The 20,658-nt window shown below is 60.8% G+C and carries 17 protein-coding genes; 16 read left to right on the plus strand and 1 reads right to left on the minus strand.

Annotation, left to right across the window (positions count from 1 at the left end):
• Window positions 1-25: 25 nt before the first annotated feature.
• From AEP_RS04775 to AEP_RS04790, 4 genes are read left to right on the plus strand one after another with little or no spacing between them, the layout of a single operon-like run.
• Window positions 26-1,036 carry a sialic acid TRAP transporter substrate-binding protein SiaP gene (locus AEP_RS04775; protein ID WP_087494328.1) on the plus strand — a complete coding sequence of 337 codons (1,011 nt, stop codon included), beginning with the start codon at window positions 26-28 and terminating at the stop codon, window positions 1,034-1,036.
• A gap of 14 nt (window positions 1,037-1,050) precedes the next feature.
• On the plus strand, window positions 1,051-1,530 hold the full coding sequence (locus AEP_RS04780) for a TRAP transporter small permease (RefSeq protein WP_087494329.1): 480 nt from the start codon (window positions 1,051-1,053) through the stop codon (window positions 1,528-1,530).
• Window positions 1,527-2,825 (plus strand): TRAP transporter large permease, encoded by a 1,299-nt coding sequence (locus tag AEP_RS04785; RefSeq protein ID WP_087494330.1) that lies wholly within the window; start codon window positions 1,527-1,529, stop codon window positions 2,823-2,825. The genes AEP_RS04780 and AEP_RS04785 overlap by 4 nt, the downstream gene beginning before the upstream one ends.
• Before the next feature lie 6 nt (window positions 2,826-2,831).
• Window positions 2,832-4,001, plus strand: a complete 1,170-nt coding sequence (locus AEP_RS04790) for a fumarylacetoacetate hydrolase family protein (RefSeq protein ID WP_087494331.1) — start codon at window positions 2,832-2,834, stop codon at window positions 3,999-4,001.
• A 12-nt stretch (window positions 4,002-4,013) separates the two neighbouring features.
• On the opposite strand, the gene AEP_RS04795 is transcribed toward AEP_RS04790, so the two are convergent.
• Complete coding sequence (locus tag AEP_RS04795) at window positions 4,014-5,432, minus strand: aminotransferase-like domain-containing protein (RefSeq protein WP_087497188.1); 1,419 nt, start codon at window positions 5,430-5,432, stop codon at window positions 4,014-4,016.
• A gap of 173 nt (window positions 5,433-5,605) precedes the next feature.
• Between AEP_RS04795 and gabT the strand changes: the two genes are divergently transcribed.
• The 12 genes from gabT (at window position 5,606) to AEP_RS04860 (ending at window position 20,655) form a co-directional block, all read left to right on the plus strand.
• Window positions 5,606-6,898 (plus strand): 4-aminobutyrate--2-oxoglutarate transaminase, encoded by a 1,293-nt coding sequence (gabT, locus tag AEP_RS04800; protein WP_087494332.1) that lies wholly within the window; start codon window positions 5,606-5,608, stop codon window positions 6,896-6,898.
• 32 nt (window positions 6,899-6,930) lie between these two features.
• A complete protein-coding gene (locus AEP_RS04805) occupies window positions 6,931-8,025 on the plus strand; it encodes an ABC transporter ATP-binding protein (RefSeq protein WP_087494333.1) in 1,095 nt (364 codons plus the stop codon).
• 44 nt (window positions 8,026-8,069) lie between these two features.
• Window positions 8,070-9,101: an ABC transporter substrate-binding protein gene (locus AEP_RS04810; RefSeq protein WP_087494334.1), complete on the plus strand. Its 1,032-nt coding sequence runs from the start codon at window positions 8,070-8,072 to the stop codon at window positions 9,099-9,101.
• 27 nt (window positions 9,102-9,128) lie between these two features.
• Window positions 9,129-10,370 carry an ABC transporter permease gene (locus AEP_RS04815; protein ID WP_428984457.1) on the plus strand — a complete coding sequence of 414 codons (1,242 nt, stop codon included), beginning with the start codon at window positions 9,129-9,131 and terminating at the stop codon, window positions 10,368-10,370.
• Window positions 10,371-10,381: 11 nt separating this feature from the next.
• A complete protein-coding gene (locus AEP_RS04820) occupies window positions 10,382-11,200 on the plus strand; it encodes an ABC transporter permease (RefSeq protein ID WP_087494335.1) in 819 nt (272 codons plus the stop codon).
• 19 nt (window positions 11,201-11,219) lie between these two features.
• A complete protein-coding gene (gene speB, locus AEP_RS04825) occupies window positions 11,220-12,164 on the plus strand; it encodes an agmatinase (protein WP_087494336.1) in 945 nt (314 codons plus the stop codon).
• A 100-nt stretch (window positions 12,165-12,264) separates the two neighbouring features.
• Complete coding sequence (locus tag AEP_RS04830) at window positions 12,265-13,737, plus strand: NAD-dependent succinate-semialdehyde dehydrogenase (protein ID WP_087494337.1); 1,473 nt, start codon at window positions 12,265-12,267, stop codon at window positions 13,735-13,737.
• Window positions 13,738-14,360: 623 nt separating this feature from the next.
• Window positions 14,361-15,617, plus strand: coding sequence for a group II intron reverse transcriptase/maturase (ltrA, locus tag AEP_RS04840; RefSeq protein ID WP_335583050.1), 1,257 nt, complete (start codon window positions 14,361-14,363; stop codon window positions 15,615-15,617).
• 136 nt (window positions 15,618-15,753) lie between these two features.
• Window positions 15,754-16,263: a MarR family winged helix-turn-helix transcriptional regulator gene (locus AEP_RS04845; RefSeq protein WP_232459930.1), complete on the plus strand. Its 510-nt coding sequence runs from the start codon at window positions 15,754-15,756 to the stop codon at window positions 16,261-16,263.
• A gap of 7 nt (window positions 16,264-16,270) precedes the next feature.
• On the plus strand, window positions 16,271-17,770 hold the full coding sequence (locus tag AEP_RS04850; RefSeq protein WP_087494339.1) for an efflux transporter outer membrane subunit: 1,500 nt from the start codon (window positions 16,271-16,273) through the stop codon (window positions 17,768-17,770).
• 53 nt (window positions 17,771-17,823) lie between these two features.
• Window positions 17,824-19,089: an HlyD family secretion protein gene (locus AEP_RS04855; protein WP_087494340.1), complete on the plus strand. Its 1,266-nt coding sequence runs from the start codon at window positions 17,824-17,826 to the stop codon at window positions 19,087-19,089.
• A gap of 6 nt (window positions 19,090-19,095) precedes the next feature.
• Window positions 19,096-20,655, plus strand: a complete 1,560-nt coding sequence (locus tag AEP_RS04860) for a DHA2 family efflux MFS transporter permease subunit (RefSeq protein WP_087494341.1) — start codon at window positions 19,096-19,098, stop codon at window positions 20,653-20,655.
• Window positions 20,656-20,658: the final 3 nt, after the last annotated feature.

Genomic DNA, 20,658 nt, shown 5'->3' on the forward strand with positions numbered 1-20,658 from the left:
ACCAACAACACGAGGAGACAATACCATGACCACTACCCGACTGAATCGCCGCACTCTGCTGGGCGCCGCTGCCGCAATGGGCGCTGCCGCGCTGCCCGCATTGCCGGCCATGGCACAGACCAAGACCGTGCTGCGCATCTCCACCCCCGCAGTGCCCGACGACTGGCACGCCAAGATGTGGACCGTGTTCAAGGAACAACTCGAAAAAACGGCCCCCGGCGAGTTCGATGTCCAGATCAACCTGAACGCCACCCTGTTCAAGCAAGGCACCGAGCCTGCCGCCATGGCCCGTGGCAACCTGGAGCTGTCCAGCATTTCGGCCTTTGACATTGCCAAACTCGTGCCCGAGTTCTCCATCTTCACCGCCGGCTACGTGGTGCGCGATCCGGACCAGCAACAAAAGATATTCAACGGCCCCATTGGTGCGGAGCTGTTCAAGGCCGTGTCTGAAAAAATGGAAGTCACACCGCTGGCCACCGTCTATTTGGGCACCCGTCAGGTCAATCTGCGCGAAGCCAAGCCGGTCAAAACACCTGCAGACTTGAAAGGCGTGAAGCTTCGCATGCCCGGCTCCAAGGAGTGGTTGTTCCTGGGCGAAGCACTGGGTGCCACCGCCACACCGCTGGCATTCGGCGAGGTGTACATGGGACTCAAGACCGGCACCATCGACGGCCAGGACAATCCCCTGCCCTCGGTACGCGCTGCCAAGTTTTACGAAGTCACCAAACAAATCGTGTTGACCAGCCACCTGGTAGACGGCATCTTTATCGCCATCTCCAACAAGAGCTTCAATGCACTGACGCCCGCGCAAAAGCAAAAGGTGACAGCAGCCGCTCAAGCTGCAGCTGCTTACAACAACGAGAACCGCATCAAGGAAGAAGGCCAGCTCGTCGAATTCTTCAAGAAGGAAGGCCTGCAGGTATCGACTCCTGATGTGGATGCATTCCGCAAGTCCGTGCAAGCCACCTACCAGGCGTCTGACTACGCCAAAGTGTGGCCCAAGGGTTTGCTCGATCGCATCAACGCGACGAAGTAAGCGACGACTGAACCATGTTGCGTCGATTGCAACAGGCCGCCAACCTTCTGGGCGGCGGCCTTTTCCTGACCCTGTTCATCGTTTTCATCATCCAGATCACGGCGCGTTTCGGTTTCAACAAGCCCCTGCCGTGGACCGATGAAGCCGCGGTGATTCTGTATGTGTGGGTGATTCTTTGGGGTGCCGCGGCCGTGGTGCCCGAGCGCGAACATGTAGTGTTTGATTTGCTGTGGAACAGCGTCAACTACCGTAGCCGCCAGGTCATGCGCATTGCAGGCAGCCTGCTGATTGGCGGCTTGTCTGCTGCAGCCATTCCTGCCAGCTGGGACTATGTGCACTTCATGGCGCGCGAAGGCTCGCCGGTGTTGGGCGTTTCTTTCATGTGGATTTTTATGCCCTTTGTATTCCTGCTGATCGCTTTGGTCATCCGCAGTGCATGGGCCATCTGGAACGCGGTGCGCGGCATCGGTCTGGAAGCGGAGTTGCGCATATGACAACCGGACTGTGGGTACTGGTGGCTATTCTTTTGGTCGGCTTGCTGTTGCGCATGCCCATCGGCTTCTCCATGTTGGCAGCAGGCATCGGCTATTTGATTGCCAAGGGCCAGGACGTAGGTCTGGTAGCCGAGCAAGTGGGCAACGGCCTGTACAACAGCTACGTGCTCCTGGCCGTACCGCTTTTTGTATTCGCCGCCAACATCATGAATGCCGGCACTGTGAGCGAGCGCATTTTTGACTTTTGCCGAATCCTGGTCGGCCGCATGCGGGGAGGCTTGGCACAAGTCGACATTCTTGTGAGCGTGATCTTTTCAGGTATGAGCGGAAGTGCGATTGCAGATGCTGCCGGCCCCGGCCTGGTCACCATCCGCCAGATGCTCAAAAAGCCGGAATACACCCGCGGGTTTGCCGGTGCCGTCGTGGTGGCCAGCGCAACACTGGGGCCCATTATCCCGCCCTCCATCCCCATGGTGATTTATGCGCTGGTGTCCGGTGCGTCGGTCGGCGCCTTGTTTTTGGGCGGTGTAGTGCCCGGCTTTCTGATGGCTGGCCTGATGATGTTTGTGGTGCACATCATCGCGGTGAAACGCAACATGCCGCGTGACGAACCGGTGCCCCGTTCTGAATGGGCCGGGCTAATTTTCCGCGGTGCGTTGCCGCTATCCATGCCCATAGTCCTGCTAGGCGGCATTTACTCAGGAGCTTTTACGCCTACTGAAGCTGCGGCAGTGGCTGCTTTGCATGCACTCATCCTCGCCGCCGTGGTGTTCCGAGCGCTCACTTGGCGCAGCTTCTGGGGTGTGGTGATGGAGTCCGCACGCGGCAGCGCAGTCATCACCCTTATCCTTGCCGGCTCATTCATGCTGAACTACGCCTTCACCGCCGAGGGCGTGCCCCAAAGCATGGCGATGTGGGTCGACAGCATGCACCTGTCCAAAATCCAGTTCCTCTTGCTGGTGAACGTCATGTTTCTGGTGTTGGGCTGTTTTCTGGATGTGTCCGTCTTGCTCTTGGTCTTCGTGCCCATGCTGCTGCCGGCTGCCAAATTGCTCGGGGTGGACCTGGTGCACTTCGGTGTGCTGGTGGTCCTGAACATGATGATCGGCTTGATCCACCCCCCCTTCGGCATGTTGCTGTTTGTCACCAAGGCACTCACCGGGATTCCTATCGGCGAGATGATGAAGGAAGGCTGGCCCTTCCTGGTCATGCTGCTCTGCCTGCTGCTGGCCATGACTTGCTTTCCCCAGATCGTTCTGTGGCTACCGCAGACCATGGGCTACGTGACCCGATAGGCCTCTATGCAACTCACTCCTGACAACACCCTGCCGGCCGATGCCGGCCACGCAACCCTGTTGGGCCGTATCTGGCGGCCTGAACTACAAGGCCCCAGCGTGGTTACGGTACGCGATGGCATGGTGATCGACATCAGCAGCATCTATCCCACAGCCCGTGATGTATGCGAAACCGCCGATCCGGCCCGCGCCCTGCGCGCAGCCCATGGGGAAACTGTTTGCAGTGTGCAAAGCCTGCTGGCCAACAGCAGCGCTGCCAGCAGGGACGCTGCCTTACCGTGGCTGTTGGCCCCCTGTGATCTGCAAGCCATCAAGGCAGCCGGGGTGACGTTTGCCACGTCCATGCTGGAACGGGTGATTGAAGAGAAAGCCAGAGGCAACCCGGCGGCGGCGAGCGCCATACGCACTGAAATCCAGTCACTGATCGGCGACGACCTATCCAAACTCAAGCCCGGTTCGGAACAGGCCATGGCACTCAAACAAGTGCTGATTACACAAGGTGCCTGGAGCCAGTACCTCGAAGTCGGCATCGGCCCTGATGCAGAGATTTTTACGAAAGCACCGGTACTGGCCGCTGTGGGCTGCGGGGACGACGCGGGCTTGCACCCCGCATCACACTGGAATAACCCCGAACCGGAAGTCGTACTCACTGTTAACTCGCGCGGCGAAGTCGTGGGTGCCACGCTGGGCAACGACGTGAACCTGCGTGATGTAGAAGGCCGCTCAGCACTTTTGCTGGGTAAAGCCAAGGACAACAACGCTTCGGCGTCGGTAGGGCCCTTCATTCGCTTGTTTGACGAGAAATTCACCATCAACGACGTGCGCAGCGCTGAACTGACATTGCGTGTGGAAGGCGCTGACGGTTTTGTGATGGATGGCTATTCATCCATGGCACGCATCAGCCGTGACCCGCTGGACCTTGCCGCCCAGCTGATAGGCCCGCATCACCAATACCCGGATGGAGCCATGCTGTTTTTGGGTACTTTGTTTGCGCCTGTGCAGGACCGGGATGCCCCGGGCGGCGGCTTTACCCACAAACTGGACGATGTGGTCACCATCCACAGCGCCAAACTGGGGACCCTGCGCAACCGCATGCGGCACTGCGACCAGTGCCCACCCTGGACATTCAGCGCATCGCATTTGATGCGTAACTTGGCAAAGAGGGGCTTGCTGTAAGCGCCGCGCGCCTCAGGCGTGTTCGGCGCTTTGCCCCACCAGGATCCGCTGGTCCAGAAAGCGCCACAGGCGCTCGTCCGAGCTAAACGCCACATTGAAGCGCAACCATCCGGTAGGCCGAGGCTCCACCAGGAACAACTGGCCGGGCCCCAACATGATACCTTCCTGAGTCGCTGACTGCGACAGGACGGCGCTGTCCGCGATGTCAGGGTGCCTTGCCCACAGGTACATGCCGGCCTCAGGCTCATGAAAGATCTCAAAACCCAGACCCAGCAGCCTGCGACTGACTTGGCGGTGTGCTTCACCCAAGCGGTCCCGCAGCGACTTCAGGTGCTTGCGCCAGCGGCCATCCGTAATCGCGCCGAAGGTAATCCGCTCGGCAATATCGGAAGACGTCAGTCCTGCAATCATCTTCAGCTGCACGAATTGCGCTGACAGATCAGGCCGGGCCAACAAGTAACCCACACGCAGGTTGGGCGAAATTGTTTTTGAGTAACTGCCCACGTAAACCACGCGACGCAATTGGTCCAGACTGGCCAGCGTGGTGCGCGAAGTCGCATCCATGTCGGCATAAATGTCGTTTTCGACCAGAACAAAATCGTGCAGCTCCGCCAGTTGCAACAAGCGGTGCAGTTGCGCCACCGAAGCAACCGAGCAGGTAGGACTCTGCAAACGGGGTTGGGTGAAGAAGGCCTTGGGCTTGCGGGTTGCCAGAATGGCCTCCAAAGCAGCGAGGTCGTAGCCCACGCCCGTGCGCGGCACGCCGACCACGTCCACGCCCCAGAAGCGCAACATAAACAAGAGATTGGGGTAGCCCGGATCGTCTACCAGTACGGTGTCGCCCGGCTTGAGCAGGCAGCGCGCCACCAGATCCAGCCCTTGGCTGGAGCCATGCGTCAACAACACCTGGCCGGCGTCTGCCGAAATCTGATGTTCGGCCAATGACTCCGCAATGATCATGCGCAAGGCCATGTGGCCATAGGGCAGGCCATAGCCGTCCAATTCAGAGCCATCGCTGGAGAGCTGGCGCATGCTGCGGCGCACGGCATCACCGAATAACCAATCATGCGGCAACCAGCCGCAACCGGGCTTTAACGGCAGGTTCCGGTTCTCGAAAATCTGCTTGAGGTACCAGCTTGCATCAAAACGGGGCGTTTCCACTTCGCGGGCTGGTGCCCCGACGCTGCCGCCCTCCTCACGCCGCTTTACAAAAAAGCCGGAATGGGCCCGCGAGACCAGCCATCCCTGGGCGACCAAACGGTCATAGGCCTCGACCACCGTAAACACGCTGACGTTGTGCGCCACCGCAAATGCGCGGATGGAAGGCAGCTTGCTACCGGGCTTGAGCACCTGCCCCGCAATCAGCCCGCGCAGTCCGTCCACGATCTGGCTTACCAGGGGGGTAGCAATGTCGGGACTGAGTGTGAGCATGGCGCGATCGTAAAGCAGACAACAGGTGGTCAAAAAACGCACCAATTTAGGGAAACTCTGTACAGGATTTTAGACCTGCACAGTGTCTCGAAACTTTCATCATTGTGTACATGGTTGTTTGTGGACCGGGTTCCTATAGTTCTGCCACCCGTTCAACAACACCGGACTATCTTATGCAAGCCGATCGCCAAGTTCTCAATGCCGCCCTGTATGCCCGCCGCCAATCCGCCGTTGCCCGCGGCGTCGGTCAGGCCCACGAGATTTTCATCAAGAACGCCCGCAACTCCGAGTTCTGGGATGTGGAAGGTCGCCGCTTCATCGACTTCGCCGGCGGTATTGCGGTGCTCAACACCGGCCACCTGCACCCCCAGGTGATTGAGGCCGTCAAGGCCCAGCTCGACCTGTACACCCATACCTGCTTTCAAGTGGTGGCATATGAGCCCTATGTGGAAGTCTGCGAACGTCTCAATGCCATGGCCCCTGGCAACTTTGCCAAGAAGAGCCTGCTGCTGACCACCGGCGCCGAAGCGGTGGAAAACGCCATCAAAATCGCCCGCGCTCACACCAAGCGCCCTGGAGTGATCGCCTTCACCGGTGGCTACCACGGCCGCACCAATTTCACGCTGGGCCTCACTGGCAAAGTGGCGCCTTACAAGTTGGGCTTCGGCCCCTTCCCCGGCGAAGTGTTCCACGCCCTGTTCCCGAATGAACTGCATGGCGTGAGCGTGGCGGATGCCCTGCATTCTGTGGAGTTGATCTTCAAGAATGACATCGAAGCAGAACGCGTCGCTGCCTTCATCGTCGAACCGGTGCAGGGTGAAGGCGGTTTCTACGTGGCCCCTCCCGAGTTCATCTCCGGCCTCAAGGCCATGGCCGACAAGTACGGTATTTTGTTGATTGCCGACGAAGTGCAAACCGGGGCGGGCCGCACCGGCACTTGGTTCGCATGCGAACAATGGCCTGTGGCTCCTGATTTGATTACCACAGCCAAATCGCTGGCAGGTGGATTCCCCTTGTCCGGTGTGGTCGGCCGTGCTGATGTGATTGACGCACCTGCGGCAGGTGGCTTGGGCGGTACTTATGCCGGCAGCCCCGTGGCTTGCGCAGCCGCACTGGCCGTGATGAAGGCCTTTGAAGAAGAAAAACTCCTGCAACGCAGTCAAGACATGGGCGCCTTCCTGGTTGAAAAGCTCAAGGCCATCGCCACCAAGGTACCTGCCATCGGTGATGTACGCGGCATGGGCGCCATGGTCGCCATCGAGTTGTTTGAAGGTGGTGATGTGCACCGCCCAGACGCGGTGTTGACCAAGAAAGTAGTCACAGAGGCTGCTCGACGCGGGCTGATTCTGCTGTCCTGCGGTACCTACGGCAACGTCATCCGCATCCTGGTGCCATTGACCGCGCCCGACGCGCTGCTGGAAGAAGGCTTGGCCATTCTGGCAGACAGCTTCGCCGCCGTGGCCTGATCGCCTTTTTGAATCTGCTTTTCGAAGAACACATGTCCTCTACTGAACCCTTGGTGCGCTTTAGCGGCGTGCAAAAAACGTACGACGGCGAACAGCTGGTGGTGCGGGAGCTGAACCTCGATATCCAGCGCGGTGAATTCCTGAGCCTGCTCGGACCCTCGGGCTCGGGCAAGACCACCACCCTGATGATGCTGGCCGGGTTCGAGTCCCCCACAGCAGGCGACATCCTGCTCGACGGCAAGCAGATCACGCGCACCCCGCCGAACAAGCGCAACTTCGGCATGGTGTTCCAGAACTACGCACTGTTCCCCCACATGACGGTGGCACAGAACGTGGCCTACCCGCTCACCGTGCGCAAAGTGCCTAAAGACGAGCAAGAAAAGCGGGTGCAAAAGGCCTTGGACATGGTGCGACTGACCGGCATGGGCGAGCGCCTGCCCACCCGCCTCTCCGGCGGCCAGCAGCAACGCGTGGCACTGGCGCGCGCACTGGTGTTCGAGCCCCAACTGGTGCTCATGGACGAGCCCTTGGGCGCGCTGGACAAGCAGTTGCGCGAACACATGCAGCTCGAACTCAAAGAGTTACACCGTCAGCTGGGTGTGACCTTTGTGTACGTCACCCATGACCAGGGCGAAGCCCTGACCATGAGCGACCGTGTGGCGGTGTTCAACGAAGGTGTGATCCAGCAACTGGCAGATGCCCAAAGCCTGTACGAAGCCCCCAGCAACCGCTTTGTGGCCGGTTTTGTGGGGGACAGTACGGTGCTTCGCGGCACATTGGGTGGCACTGCAGATGCCCCCTGCATAGTCCTGGGCCAAGGCCAGACGCTGCCCGGTATCAATGTCAATAACGCCGTTGCAGGCGCCATGGTGGAAGCCTGTGTGCGACCCGAGCGGATTGCGCTGCACGTACAGGCGCCCGCTGCACTGAACACCGTCGCCGCCCAAGTGGCCGGCATTGTGTATTACGGCGACCACGTGCGCTTGCTGTGCTCAATGGGTGCCGGACAGGCACAAGCCACCGTGAAGCTGCCGCTCACCCACGCATGTGCTCTTACTCCACCCGCCATGGGCAGCACGGTGCACCTTGAGTTCCCGACTCCCTTTACGCGCATTTACGCGCTCTGAAGTTTTTCCCCCGTCCCTTCCTCAACCCTTAAGGAAATCTCTCCATGAAAAAAAGCCTGATCGCTGCTGCGTCTATTGCTGCCTGCTTTGCGATGAATGTCCACGCCCAAGATGCCATTACCGTGGTGAACTTCGGTGGTGCCAATGCGAACGCCCAGAAAGTCGCGTACTACGAGCCCGTTGCCAAAGAAGGCGTCAAGGTCACCGCAGTGGAATACAACGGCGAGCAAGCCAAGATCAAGGCCATGGTGGAAACCAAGAACGTGACCTGGGACGTGGTGGAAGTCGAATCTCCTGACGTAGCCCGCGGCTGCGACGAAGGCCTGTTCGAAAAGCTGGACTACAGCAAGATTGCCCCCAAAGCTGACCTACTGCCCTCCGCTGTGAGCGAGTGTGGTGTGGGTGTGTTTGTGTGGTCCACCGTGATGGCCTACAACGGCGACAAGCTCAAAAAAGCCCCTACCAGCTGGGCAGACTTCTTTGACACCAACAAGATCCCTGGCAAGCGCGGCATGCGCAAAGGCGCCCGCTACAACCTCGAGTTCGCTTTGCTGGCCGACGGTGTGAAGCCCGCAGACGTCTACAAGGTTCTGGCCACCAAAGACGGTGCAGAACGCGCCTTCAAGAAATTGACCGCCCTCAAGCCCAACATCCAGTGGTGGGAAGCCGGCGCCCAGGCACCCCAGTTCCTGGTGGCTGGCGATGTGGTCTTGTCCACCGTGTACAACGGCCGTATTGACGCCGCCAACCGCGAAGGCCGCAACCTGCAAATCTACTGGCCCGGTGGCATTTATGACCTGGACTACTGGGTTATCCCCAAGGGCACTGCCAAGAAAGACGCCGCCTACAAGTTCCTGAACTTCGCCATGAAGCCGGAGAACCAGGCTGTGTACGCCCAGAACATCGCTTACGGCCCGACCAACAAGAAGGCTCTGGCCAAGCTCAGCGCCAAGGTCTTGGGTGACCTGCCTACTTCCGAAAAGAACGCCAAGGAAGCTTTGCAGTTCAACACCACCTTCTGGGCTGACCAAGGCGAAGCCCTGGAAAAGCGCTTTGCTGCCTGGGCCACCCAGTAATCCGTAGACCGTCAGGAGCCTGAACCCATGTCCATGCAAGCCAGTGCCATCCAGCCCCCGGGCGATCTCCGTGCGGCACTCTCCCGTGCGGAGTCCCGCCGCAAATGGCGGGCATTCAGCCTGACACTGCCCTTGCTGGTGTTTTTGCTCCTGACCCTGCTGGTTCCCATTGCAGCGCTCCTGATGCGCGCGGTGGAAAACCCCGAAGTCGCCAAGGCCCTGCCCACCACGGTAGAAGCCTTGGCAGGTTGGGACCGCACGTCCCAACCCCAAGCTGCGGCCTACGCAGCCTTGGTTCAAGATTTATCGCACCTGCCGGACACAGCAGATGCCGGCGCTCTGGCGCGCCGCCTGAACACCGAAGCGCCCGGGGCACGCTCGCTGATCATGGGTGCCTACAAGGCCCTGCCCATCGAAGGTGATGCTGAATCCGTCCGCCAGCAGTTGCTGGACAAAGACGCCCGCTGGGCCGAGCCGGAGTTCTGGCAGGCTATTGCCAAAAACGGCTCTCGCTGGACGCCCGACTACTTGCTGGCCTCGGTGGACCTGAAGCGTGATGCCAACGGCCACATCGAACGCATGCCCGAAGAGCAGCGTGCTTACAGCGGCATTCTGGTACGGACCTTCCAGATCAGCTTTATCGTGACCCTGCTGTGCCTGGTGCTGGCATACCCGCTGGCCTACTGGCTCTCCACCTTGCCGGAGCGCAAAGCCAACGTGCTGATGATTCTGGTGCTGGTGCCTTTCTGGACCTCCATCCTTGTTCGGGTGGCGGCGTGGATCGTGTTGCTGCAGTCCGAAGGTCTGGTCAACGGTGCGCTGCTGGGCATCGGTGTGATCAGCGAACCATTGGCGCTCCTGTTCAACCGTACCGGCGTCATCATTTCCATGGTGCACATCCTGCTGCCCTTCATGATTTTGCCGCTATACAGCGTGATGAAGAGCGTGCCACCCACCTATGTGCGTGCTGCTGTGTCGCTGGGCAGTGCTCCGCTGGCTGCATTTGTGCGGGTTTATGTGCCGCAAACCTTTCCCGGTGTGGGTGCCGGCGCACTGCTGGTGTTCATTCTGGCCATTGGCTACTACATCACGCCGGCGCTGCTGGGTGGTGCAGATGACCAGATGCTGAGCTACTACATCGCCCGCTACACCAACGTTGAAGTCAACTGGGGCATGGCCTGCGCCTTGGGTGCCCTGCTGCTGGCCACCACACTGGTGCTCTATGGCGTGTACCGCCGCATCGGGAAATCCGACCTGGCTTTGGCATAAGAAAGACACCCATGTTCAAACTGCCCGAATTTCCCCTCTACTTCACGCTGGCCGACAAGGCCGGTTGGTGGCTGTTGCGAATTGTGTGTGTGCTGGTGCTGGGCTACTTGCTTGCGCCCATCCTGGCCATCATTCCGCTGTCGTTTTCCAGCAGCTCATTCCTGACCTACCCCATCCCCGGCTGGTCGACCAAGTGGTACAGCCACTTGTTCACCGCGCCCGAGTGGTCTAACGCCATGCGCAACAGCTTCATCGTGGCGCCCGCCGCTACGGTGATTGCGACGGTCTTGGGCACCTTGGCTGCCGTGGGCCTGACCCGCACCGAATTTCGTTTCAAGGGCCTGCTGATGGCATTCCTGATCGCCCCCATGGTGGTGCCGGTGATCGTGATCGGCGTAGCCACCTACCTGTATTTCGCCCCCTTGGGTCTGAGCGACAGCTATGTGGGCCTGATTGCCGTGCACGCTGCCATGGGCGCCCCCTTTGTGCTGACCACCGTGCTCGCCACCCTGGCCAACTTCAACCACAACCTGGTGCGCGCCTCGCTGAGCCTTGGCGAGACACCGTTCAACACCTTCATGCGGGTCACCCTGCCGGTGATTGCCCCGGGTGTGATTTCGGGTGCGCTGTTCGCCTTTGCCACCTCGTTTGACGAAGTGGTGGTGACCCTGTTCTTGGCTGGCGCCGAGCAGACCACCCTGCCGCGCCAGATGTTCACCGGCATCCGCGAAAACATCTCGCCCACGATTGCAGCGGTGGCCACCTTGTTGATCCTGTTCACCACCACCATGTTGCTGGTGCTGGAGTGGCTGCGCGGCCGCAAAGCCTGACCCTGAACCCCGCTCCCCTATGGATTTGAACCAACCTCTCTCCGGCAATGCCATGCCGCGCTTCGGCGGCATCGCCAGCATGATGCGCCTGCCGGTCGCCACATCCGCCCAGGGGCTGGATGCTGCTTTCATCGGTGTGCCGCTGGACATAGGTACCAGCCACCGCCCGGGTGCGCGTTTCGGCCCCCGCCAGATCCGCGCGGAATCCTGCCTGCTGCGCCCCTACAACATGGCCACCGGTGCTGCGCCGTTTGATGCCCTGCAAGTGGCTGATCTGGGCGATGTGCCCATCAACACCTACTCGTTGTTGAAGTCTGTCGACATCATCACCGCCTATTACGCCGAGGTGCTGGGCCACGGCTGCATACCGCTTACTCTGGGCGGTGACCACACCATTGCACTACCCATTCTGCGGGCCATGGCCGCCCAACACGGCCCGGTGGCGATGGTGCATGTGGATGCGCATGCCGACGTGAATGAAGACATGTTCGGCGAGCGCATTGCGCACGGCACTCCCTTCCGCCGCGCTGTGGAAGAGGGCCTGCTCGATTGCAGCAAGGTCACCCAGATCGGGTTGCGCGGCACCGGCTACGCGGCCGATGATTTCGATTGGCCGCGCCGCCAAGGCTTTACGCTGGTACCCGCCCACGAGGTGTGGCACCAGTCCTTGGCCCCCGTGATGGAGCAGGTGCGCCAGCGGGTGGGCAACACCCCCTGCTACCTGAGCTTTGACATTGACGGTATTGACCCTGCCTACGCCGGCGGTACCGGGACGCCTGAAATCGGTGGACTGACCGTGCCGCAGGCGCTAGAGATCATCCGGGGTTGCCGTGGGCTTAATATCGTTGGGGCAGACTTGGTGGAGGTATCACCGCCCTACGACACCACGGGCAATACCGCCTTGCTAGGGGCCAACCTGTTGTACGAGATGCTGTGTGTGCTGCCCGGGGTGCCGGTGCGCTGACGGCCGGCTACACACCTGAATTTGCTACGTTTTTCATAGCTGCTTGCGCATATTCCACGGGCGCTGGCAGCCAGTTTTGTTTGTATATTGAGGAGACACCATGTCCACATCGCCGCTTTCCCTCTTGAAAGACCCCAGCCTGCTCCAGACAGACGCACTCATCAATGGCCAGTGGGTGACTGGCGCCAGCCGCTTTGCGGTGACCGATCCGTCCAACGGCCAGCACTTGGCCGATGTGGCCAACCTCGGTGCCGCAGACGCGGAAGCCGCCATCGCCGCTGCCAACGCCGCCTGGCCCGCCTGGAAAAGCAAGACCGCCAAAGAGCGCAGCATCATCCTGCGCAAGTGGTTTGATTTGCTGATGGCCAACCAGGAAGACCTGGCCCGCATCATGACCGCCGAGCAAGGCAAGCCATTTGCCGAGGCCAAGGGCGAGATTGCCTATGGCGCCAGCTTTGTGGAATGGTTCGCCGAAGAAGCCAAGCGCGTCAACGGCGAGACCCTGCCCCAGTTCGACAACAACCGCCGCCTCATGGTCATCAAGCAGCCCATCGGCGTGTGTGCAGCCATCACGCCTTGGAACTTCCCACTGGCCATGATCACCCGCAAGGTGGCGCCCGCCTTGGCTGCCGGTTGCCCGGTCATCATCAAGCCCGCGGAACTCACCCCGCTGACTGCGCTGGCAGCCGCCGAGTTGGCCATCCGCGCCGGCATTCCGGCCGGTGTGCTCAACATGATCACCGCCGACAGCGATCAGTCCATTGCCGTGGGCAAGGTCATTTGCGCCAGCGACGTGGTGCGCCATCTGAGCTTCACCGGTTCCACCGAAGTGGGCCGCATCCTGATGGCGCAAAGCGCGCCCACGGTCAAAAAGCTGTCGCTGGAGTTGGGTGGTAATGCGCCCTTCATCGTGTTCGACGACGCCGATGTGGACTCTGCGGTCGAAGGCGCTCTGGCCAGCAAGTACCGCAACGCCGGCCAGACCTGCGTGTGCGCCAACCGCTTCTATGTGCAGGCCGGCGTGTACGACCAGTTCGTGGCCAAGTTCAGCGCCAAAGTAAAGGCCATGAAGGTCGGCAACGGCTTTGAAGATGGCGTGGTGCAAGGCCCGCTGATCGAGGATGCCGCCATCGAGAAGGTCAAACGCCACGTAGCAGACGCAGTGGCCAAAGGCGGCAAAGTGGAAACCGGCGGTAACGCCCTGCAAGGCCAGTTCTTCGAGCCTACCGTGGTCTCCGGCGCTACTGCTGACATGCTTTGCGCCCGCGAAGAAACCTTCGGCCCCTTTGCCCCGGTGTTCAAATTTCAATCCGAGCAAGAAGCCATTGACGCAGCCAACGCCACCGAATTCGGCCTGGCCAGCTACTTCTACAGCCGCGACATCGGCCGCATCTACCGCGTAGGCGAGGCGCTGGAGTACGGCATGGTGGGCGTGAACGTAGGCATTCTGGCGACCGAGCACGTGCCGTTCGGCGGTGTCAAACAATCGGGCCTCGGCCGCGAGGGCTCGCACTTCGGCATGGATGACTACATCGAGGTCAAGTACCTCTGCTTGGGCGACATCCTGAAATAAGCCTGCACCCGCATGCCTGGAAAGCCGGCTTGGGCCGGCTTTTTTTTCGGTGCGTCCGGCAGGACGCTCTCACTAGGAGGTGAAAGACCTCTACTCGCCCTGCAAGGGGAAGGGTTAGCCAATGGCAAGGGCTTCGCGGGCGACTGCGAGTCTGAAGGAAGCCGGATGGCAAAGCGCTGGTTCGACGAACAGGAAGCGGATATGAGGCGCCACAGGGGGGTAAGGAGTCCGAAATCTCTGAAGCCCAAAACTTGCACGGAACTCTGTGGCGTAGATCCGACGGACATAAGCGTGAAAGTGGGTGCGTAATACCCGGAGAGATCTGAGTGTGGTGCCCGTAAGGGCTACCGGCCATCGAAAGGTGACGGGAGGCTCGCTCAGAAGTCAGCAGAGGGCATAGTAGGTGCAACCCAAGGTGATGAGCCACAAGAGGCGGCACCGAAGGCCCGAACAAGTGGAAACGAGAGTAGGAACGAAGTCACTCGATGCCAATCGATGAAGCAGAAGCCCTCGCAAGAGGGGCCCACAGCGAAGGAACCGGACGGAATCTGGGGAGTGCGCACGTGGGTGCTGAGGTGGGTACGGCGTACGTCGAGCAACCGAAATCGGAGAGAGACCGGCTCATGAGCCGAGTCGTGGATCGCGACAACATGCAGCTCGCTTACAGCCGAGTCATGAAGAATCGCGGCGCACCCGGCATTGACGGAATGCGCTGTGAAGACCTCAAGACGTGGCTCAAAGTGAACTGGTCGCAAGTAAAGAAGTCGTTACTGGATGGAACCTACCGCCCCCAAGCGGTACGTCGGGTGGACATACCCAAGCCGCAAGGCGGGGTACGCACGCTCGGAGTGCCCACGGTGGTGGACAGGCTGATTCAGCAGGCGCTACATCAGGCGATGCAACCCCTGTTTGAACCTACCTTCTCGCAAAGCAGCTACGGCTTCAGACCGGGGAAAAGTGCGAAGCAGGCGGTAAGCAAAGCGGCAGAGTACATCCGTGGCGGCAAGCGCTGGGTGGTGGACATGGACCTGGAGAAATTCTTCGACCGTGTCAACCACGACGTGCTGATGGCGCGGGTGGCACGCCAGGTACAGGACAAAACCGTCCTGAGCCTGATACGCAGGTTTCTGGAGGCCGGGATGATGGCCAACGGGGTAGAGACACCACGGTACGAGGGTACACCGCAAGGCGGCCCCCTGTCACCACTACTGTCCAACATCCTGTTGACTGATTTAGACCGGGAGCTAGAGGCACGCAAGCTGCTGTTTTGCAGGTATGCGGATGACTGCAACATCTACGTGAGCAGTCAGCGGGCGGGCCAACGCATCATGGAGGGCATAAAGAGGTTTCTTGCAAACCGGCTCAAGCTCACTGTGAACGAGACCAAAAGTGCGGTTGAGCGGCCATGGAAACGCAAGTTTCTGGGATACAGCGTGACAGCACAACGAGCCAGCAAAATCCGAATAGCCAAGGAAAGCACGCAACGCCTGATGCACGCCGTGCGCACATACTGTGCACAGGGACGGGGCAGGCCACTGCCCCAGACCATCGAAAAGCTAAATCCGGTTTTACGGGGATGGATGAACTACTTCAGCCTGACCCAGAGCCACAAGCCCATCGAAGCACTGGATATGTGGGTACGTAGACGGCTACGCGCCCTGATGTGGAGGCAATGGAAAAGGACAAAGACGCGGGAATCCAAAATGCTCGCACTCGGGCTCGATGCCCAGCGGGCATGGAAGTCCAGCGTCAATGGCCATGGTCCATGGTGGAACGCCGGTGCCAAACACCTGCGCCAAGCTCTCCCGACGAAATACTTCACGCAACTCGGGCTGGTCTCGCTGGTGGCAACCCACCAGCACCTCCAGCGTCCTACTTGAACCGCCGTATGCGGAACCGCACGTACGGTGGTGTGAGAGGGCTGAGGGGGTAACCCCTCACCCTACTCGATCCCATTCCATTGCCCATGCAATATCAGCCTTGACAATATTTGCTTAGGCAACTAATATTCGGGCTATGCAACACATTGCCCCTTCGTTTTACCGCCCCGACAGTTACCGGCCGGAAGACAGCGTCGGTTACCTGATGCGCAGCATCCTCTCGCACGTGGCCCAGTCGGTGGAGCATCAGCTCGCCCACACCGACCTGACCAACGCGCAGTGGATTCCGCTCTTCAAGCTTTACAACAAGCAGGCCTCGACAGTGGCCGAACTAGCCCGCGCCTGCGAGCTCGACAACGGCGCCACCACCCGCCTGCTGGACCGCATGGAGGCCAAAGGCCTGGTCCAGCGCGTGCGCTCCGAGCAAGACCGCCGGGTGGTCAACATCCAGCTCACCCCTGCCGGCACGCAAGCCGCAGCCGACATCCCCAAGGTGCTGTGCGAGGTGCAAAACACCCACCTCGAAGGTTTCAGCACTGAAGAGTTCGAGAACCTCAAGGGCTACCTGCGCCGCATTCTGGATAACGCCCAACGCATCAAGGCAGCCAACAACGCCGCTGCCGACACCCCCTCTACCGACCGCTAAGCACCCCATGCAAGACACCATCTTCTCCACTTCACAAGCACTGCGCTGGAGCCGTTTTGCGCTCAGCGCGGTGGCCATTGCGTCTTTGAGCGCGTGTGCCAACTTCTCGGGCATCTTTTCCCAGGCCAAGCCGGTTGCTGCGCAGCAAGCCGGCTTGTCCACCCAAGCCATTCCTGCGGACAGCGTGGCGCTGGACAGCCAGTGGTGGAAAGCCTACGGCGATAAGCAACTCAACCAGCTGGTCGCCCAAGCCCTGGCCAACAACCCCAACCTGCGCGTGGCCCAGGCACGTGTGCAGCGCGTGCAAGCAGGAATCGATAACGCCAATGCCGCCAGCGCGCCGCAATTGAACGCCGGGCTGGATGCCACCCACCAGCTCTACACCCGCAACGGCCTGGTGCCCGCGCCGATCGCCGGCAGCGAGCGCGAGATTGCCACGCTGCAAGCCACTGGCAGCTGGGAGCTGGACCTGTTCGGCAAGAACCGCGCTGCGCTGGATGCCGCGATGGGCCAAAGCCGCGCTGCTCAAGCCGACGCCCAGGCCGCCCGCATGATGCTGGCCAGCAATGTGGCACGCAGCTACTTCCAGTGGCTGCGGGTGCAGGGCCAGCTTGAAGTTGCTCAGCGCACCCTCGCCCAGCGCCAGCAAACCCAACAACTCGTGAAAGACCGCCTGCAAGCCGGCCTGGACACCCAACTCGAGCTCCAACAAAGCGAGAGCGCCCTGCCCGATGCCCGCTTCCAGATCGAGGCCCTCAAAGAGCAGGAAGCCCTGCTCACCAACGCCCTCGCCGCCTTGACCGGACAACAAAATGGAGGCTTGGCGCTCACCAACCGTGCGCCGGCAGCTATCAATTCCGTAGCAGCTGCACAAACCAAGGTACAAGCCGTGCCCATGGACTTGTTGGGCCGGCGTGCCGACGTGGTCGCCGCCCGCTGGCGCGTCGAAGCTGCGACCCGCGATGTGGACAACGCCAAAACCCTGTTCTACCCCAACATCAACCTGACCGCGTTTGCCGGCTTCTCAAGCATAGGCTTTGACAAGCTGGTGCAAAGCAGCAGCGCCCAATGGGGCGTGGGTCCGGCCATCCGCCTGCCACTGTTTGAAGGTGGCCGCCTGCGCGCCAACCTCAAAGGCAAGGCTGCGGATCTAGATGCCGCCATTGAGACCTACAACGCCGCTGTGGCGGACGCCGTGCGCGATGTTGCCGACCAGCTGGCATCCACCCAATCGATTGAACGCCAGCAGGCCGAACAAAAAGCCGCGCAGCGATCCGCCGAAAGCGCCTACGCCATTGCCGTGCAACGCTACGAGGCAGGCTTGGGCAACTACCTGAACGTGCTCAACGCCGAGACCGCCGTGCTGGCCCAGCGCAAGTTGGCCGTAGACCTGGCGGCCCGCAGCGTAGACACCCAGATCCAGCTGATCCGCGCACTGGGTGGCGGCTTTACCGACACCGACACCACCTCGGCCGCCGCACCGACGAGCGACACCGTAGTCCGCTAAGCATTGACCACGGCCCCACCTAACTCGCACTGAACCAGATTGAAAGAAACACCATGAGCACTTCTTCCACCTCCACTGTTACCCCTACCGTTGCTCCATCCGGCAATCCCGCTCGCAAAAAAGCCCTGACTGTTCTCTCCATCGTCGTACTGCTGGGCTTGGCCTATGGCGGTTTTGAATACTACGGCGCGCGCCATTCCGAAGAAACCGACAACGCTTATGTACAGGGCAACGTGATCCAGATCACCCCCCAAGTGGGCGGCACCGTCACCGCCATCCTGGCCGACGACACCGACTTCGTGAAAGCCGGCCAGGCGCTGGTGAAGCTGGACCCGGCCGATGCCAAAGTCGCGCTGGACCAAGCCGAGGCCAACCTGGCGCAAGCGGTGCGTCAAGTCCGCACCCTGTATGCCAACAACGGCACGCTGTCCGCCCAGGTCACGCTACGTGAGTCCGACATCGCCCGCGCGCAAACGGACATTGCCCGTGCGACCGACGACCTGAACCGCCGCCAGGCACTGGCAGGCAACGGTGCAGTGTCCAAGGAAGAACTCAACCACGCCAAGTCACAACTCACCACCGCGCAGAACGCACTGTCCGCCGCCCAGGCGGGTGTGGCTGCTGCGCGTGAGCAGCTCTCCAGCAACCAGACTCTGACCGAAGGCACCAATGTAGAAGGTCACCCCAGCGTGGTTGCCGCATCCGCCAAAGTGCGCGAGGCCTTTCTGGCGCTGCACCGCGCTGAGCTGCCCGCGCCCGTGGACGGCTACGTAGCCAAGCGCACCGTGCAGCTGGGCCAGCGCGTCGCCGCCGGTGCCCCGCTGATGGCCATCATCCCGCTCAACCAACTCTGGGTGGATGCCAACTTCAAGGAAGTGCAGCTGCGCAACATCCGCATCGGCCAGCCGGTCAAGCTCACCGCTGATCTCTACGGCAAAAAGATGGAATACAACGGCACGGTAGCTGGCTTGGGTGCCGGCACCGGTGCGGCCTTCTCGCTGCTGCCCGCCCAGAACGCCACCGGCAACTGGATCAAGGTCGTGCAGCGCGTGCCGGTGCGGGTAGCGCTGGATGCTGAGCAACTGGCCCAGAACCCGTTGCGCGTGGGCCTGTCCATGGAAGCCACAGTGGACGTGACAGACCAAAGCGGCAAGTCATTGGCCGATGCACCGCGCACGGCTTCTGCGACCCAAACCGATGTGTACACCGTGCTCGACCAGCAGGCTAGCGACGAAGTGCGCAAGGTGATCGCTGCCAACCTCGGCCGCGGTGCCAAAACCAATGCCCACGCGACTGCCAAAACCGCCTCAGGTGTGTAAAGACCTATGAGCGCTCCCGCCTACGCTGCGCCGGCCCCCTTGCAGGGATCGGCGCGTCTGTGGGGCACGATTGCCTTGTCAGCCGCCACGTTCATGAACGTGCTGGACTCGTCGATTGCCAACGTGTCTCTGCCCGCCATTGCCGGCGATCTCGGTGTCAGCTCTAACCAGGGCACCTGGGTCATCACCAGCTTCGGTGTGGCCAACGCCATTGCCCTGCCCCTGACGGGCTGGTTGTCCCAGCGCTTCGGCCAGGTGCGGCTGTTCGTTACCAGCGTGCTGCTGTTTGTGCTCTCCAGCTGGTTGTGCGGCATTGCCCCTAACATGCCCTTCCTAATCGGTGCCCGCGCGTTGCAGGGCTTTGTTGCGGGCCCCATGATGCCGCTGGCGCAGACCCTGCTGCTCTCCAGCTACCCGCCGGCCCTCGCGGGTCTCGCCATGGCACTCTGGGCCATGACCACGCTCGTAGCCCCTGTGATGGGTCCACTGTTGGGCGGCTGGATCACGGACAACGCGCATTGGGGATGGATCTTTTTCATCAACGTGCCCATCGGTTTCATTGCAGGCTTCATCACTTGGACCATCTTTCACAAGCGCGAGACGCCTACCCGCAAGCTGCCGATAGACACGGTCGGTTTGGCACTGCTGGTGATTGGTGTGACCGCCATCCAGCTCATGTTGGACCGCGGCAAGGAGCTGGACTGGTTCCACTCAGAAGAGATCATCATCATGACCGTGGTGTCGGTGATTGCGTTTGCCTTTTTGATTGCCTGGGAACTGACCGATGACCACCCGGTGGTGGACTTGAAGCTCTTCAAGGTGCGCAACTTCCTGACCGGCACGGTGGCCATGTCGATTGCCTACGGGCTGTTCATGGGCAACATCGTGTTGCTGCCGTTGTGGCTGCAAAGCTTTATGGGCTATACGGCTACCCAGGCCGGCATGCTGATGGCACCGGTAGGTCTGTTTGCGATCATTTTGTCCCCCATCATCGGCAAGAATATCGCCAAGTTCGATACCCGCCGCCTGGCTACCGTGGCCTTTCTGGTGTTTGCACTGGTGCTCTGGATGCGCTCGCATTTCAGCACGCTGTCGGACTTCAACACGATGATGATTCCGACGCTGATCCAGGGCATTGCGCTGGCGCTGTTTTTCATTCCGCTCACCAGCATCATTCTGGGTGGATTGCCGGGTGACAAGATTGCATCCGCCTCGGGCCTGAGCAGCTTCTGCCGGGTGCTGTTCGGTTCTTTCGGTACGTCGATCTCGGTCACCGTGTGGCAGGACCGTACCGCACTGCACCACGCGCAGCTCACCGAGATGATCAACCGGGGCAGCACCGCCTCGAACAGTGCCCTGGCAGGCCTGAACGCTGCGGGCCTGAGTGCAGAGCAAGCCTTCAGCCAGATCAACCGCATGATCGATCAGCAAGCAGCAACGCTGGCTGCAAACGACGTGTTTTACGCATCGGCCGTGATCTTCGTGTTGCTGATCCCGCTGGTATGGCTCTCACGCCCGGCCCGTAGCGGTGCAGGGGCCTCCGAGGCAGCCGCCGGAGCGCATTGATAA

The sequence above is a fragment of the Curvibacter sp. AEP1-3 genome (assembly GCF_002163715.1).
In the GTDB taxonomy this organism is placed as follows: Bacteria; Pseudomonadota; Gammaproteobacteria; order Burkholderiales; family Burkholderiaceae_C; genus Allorhodoferax.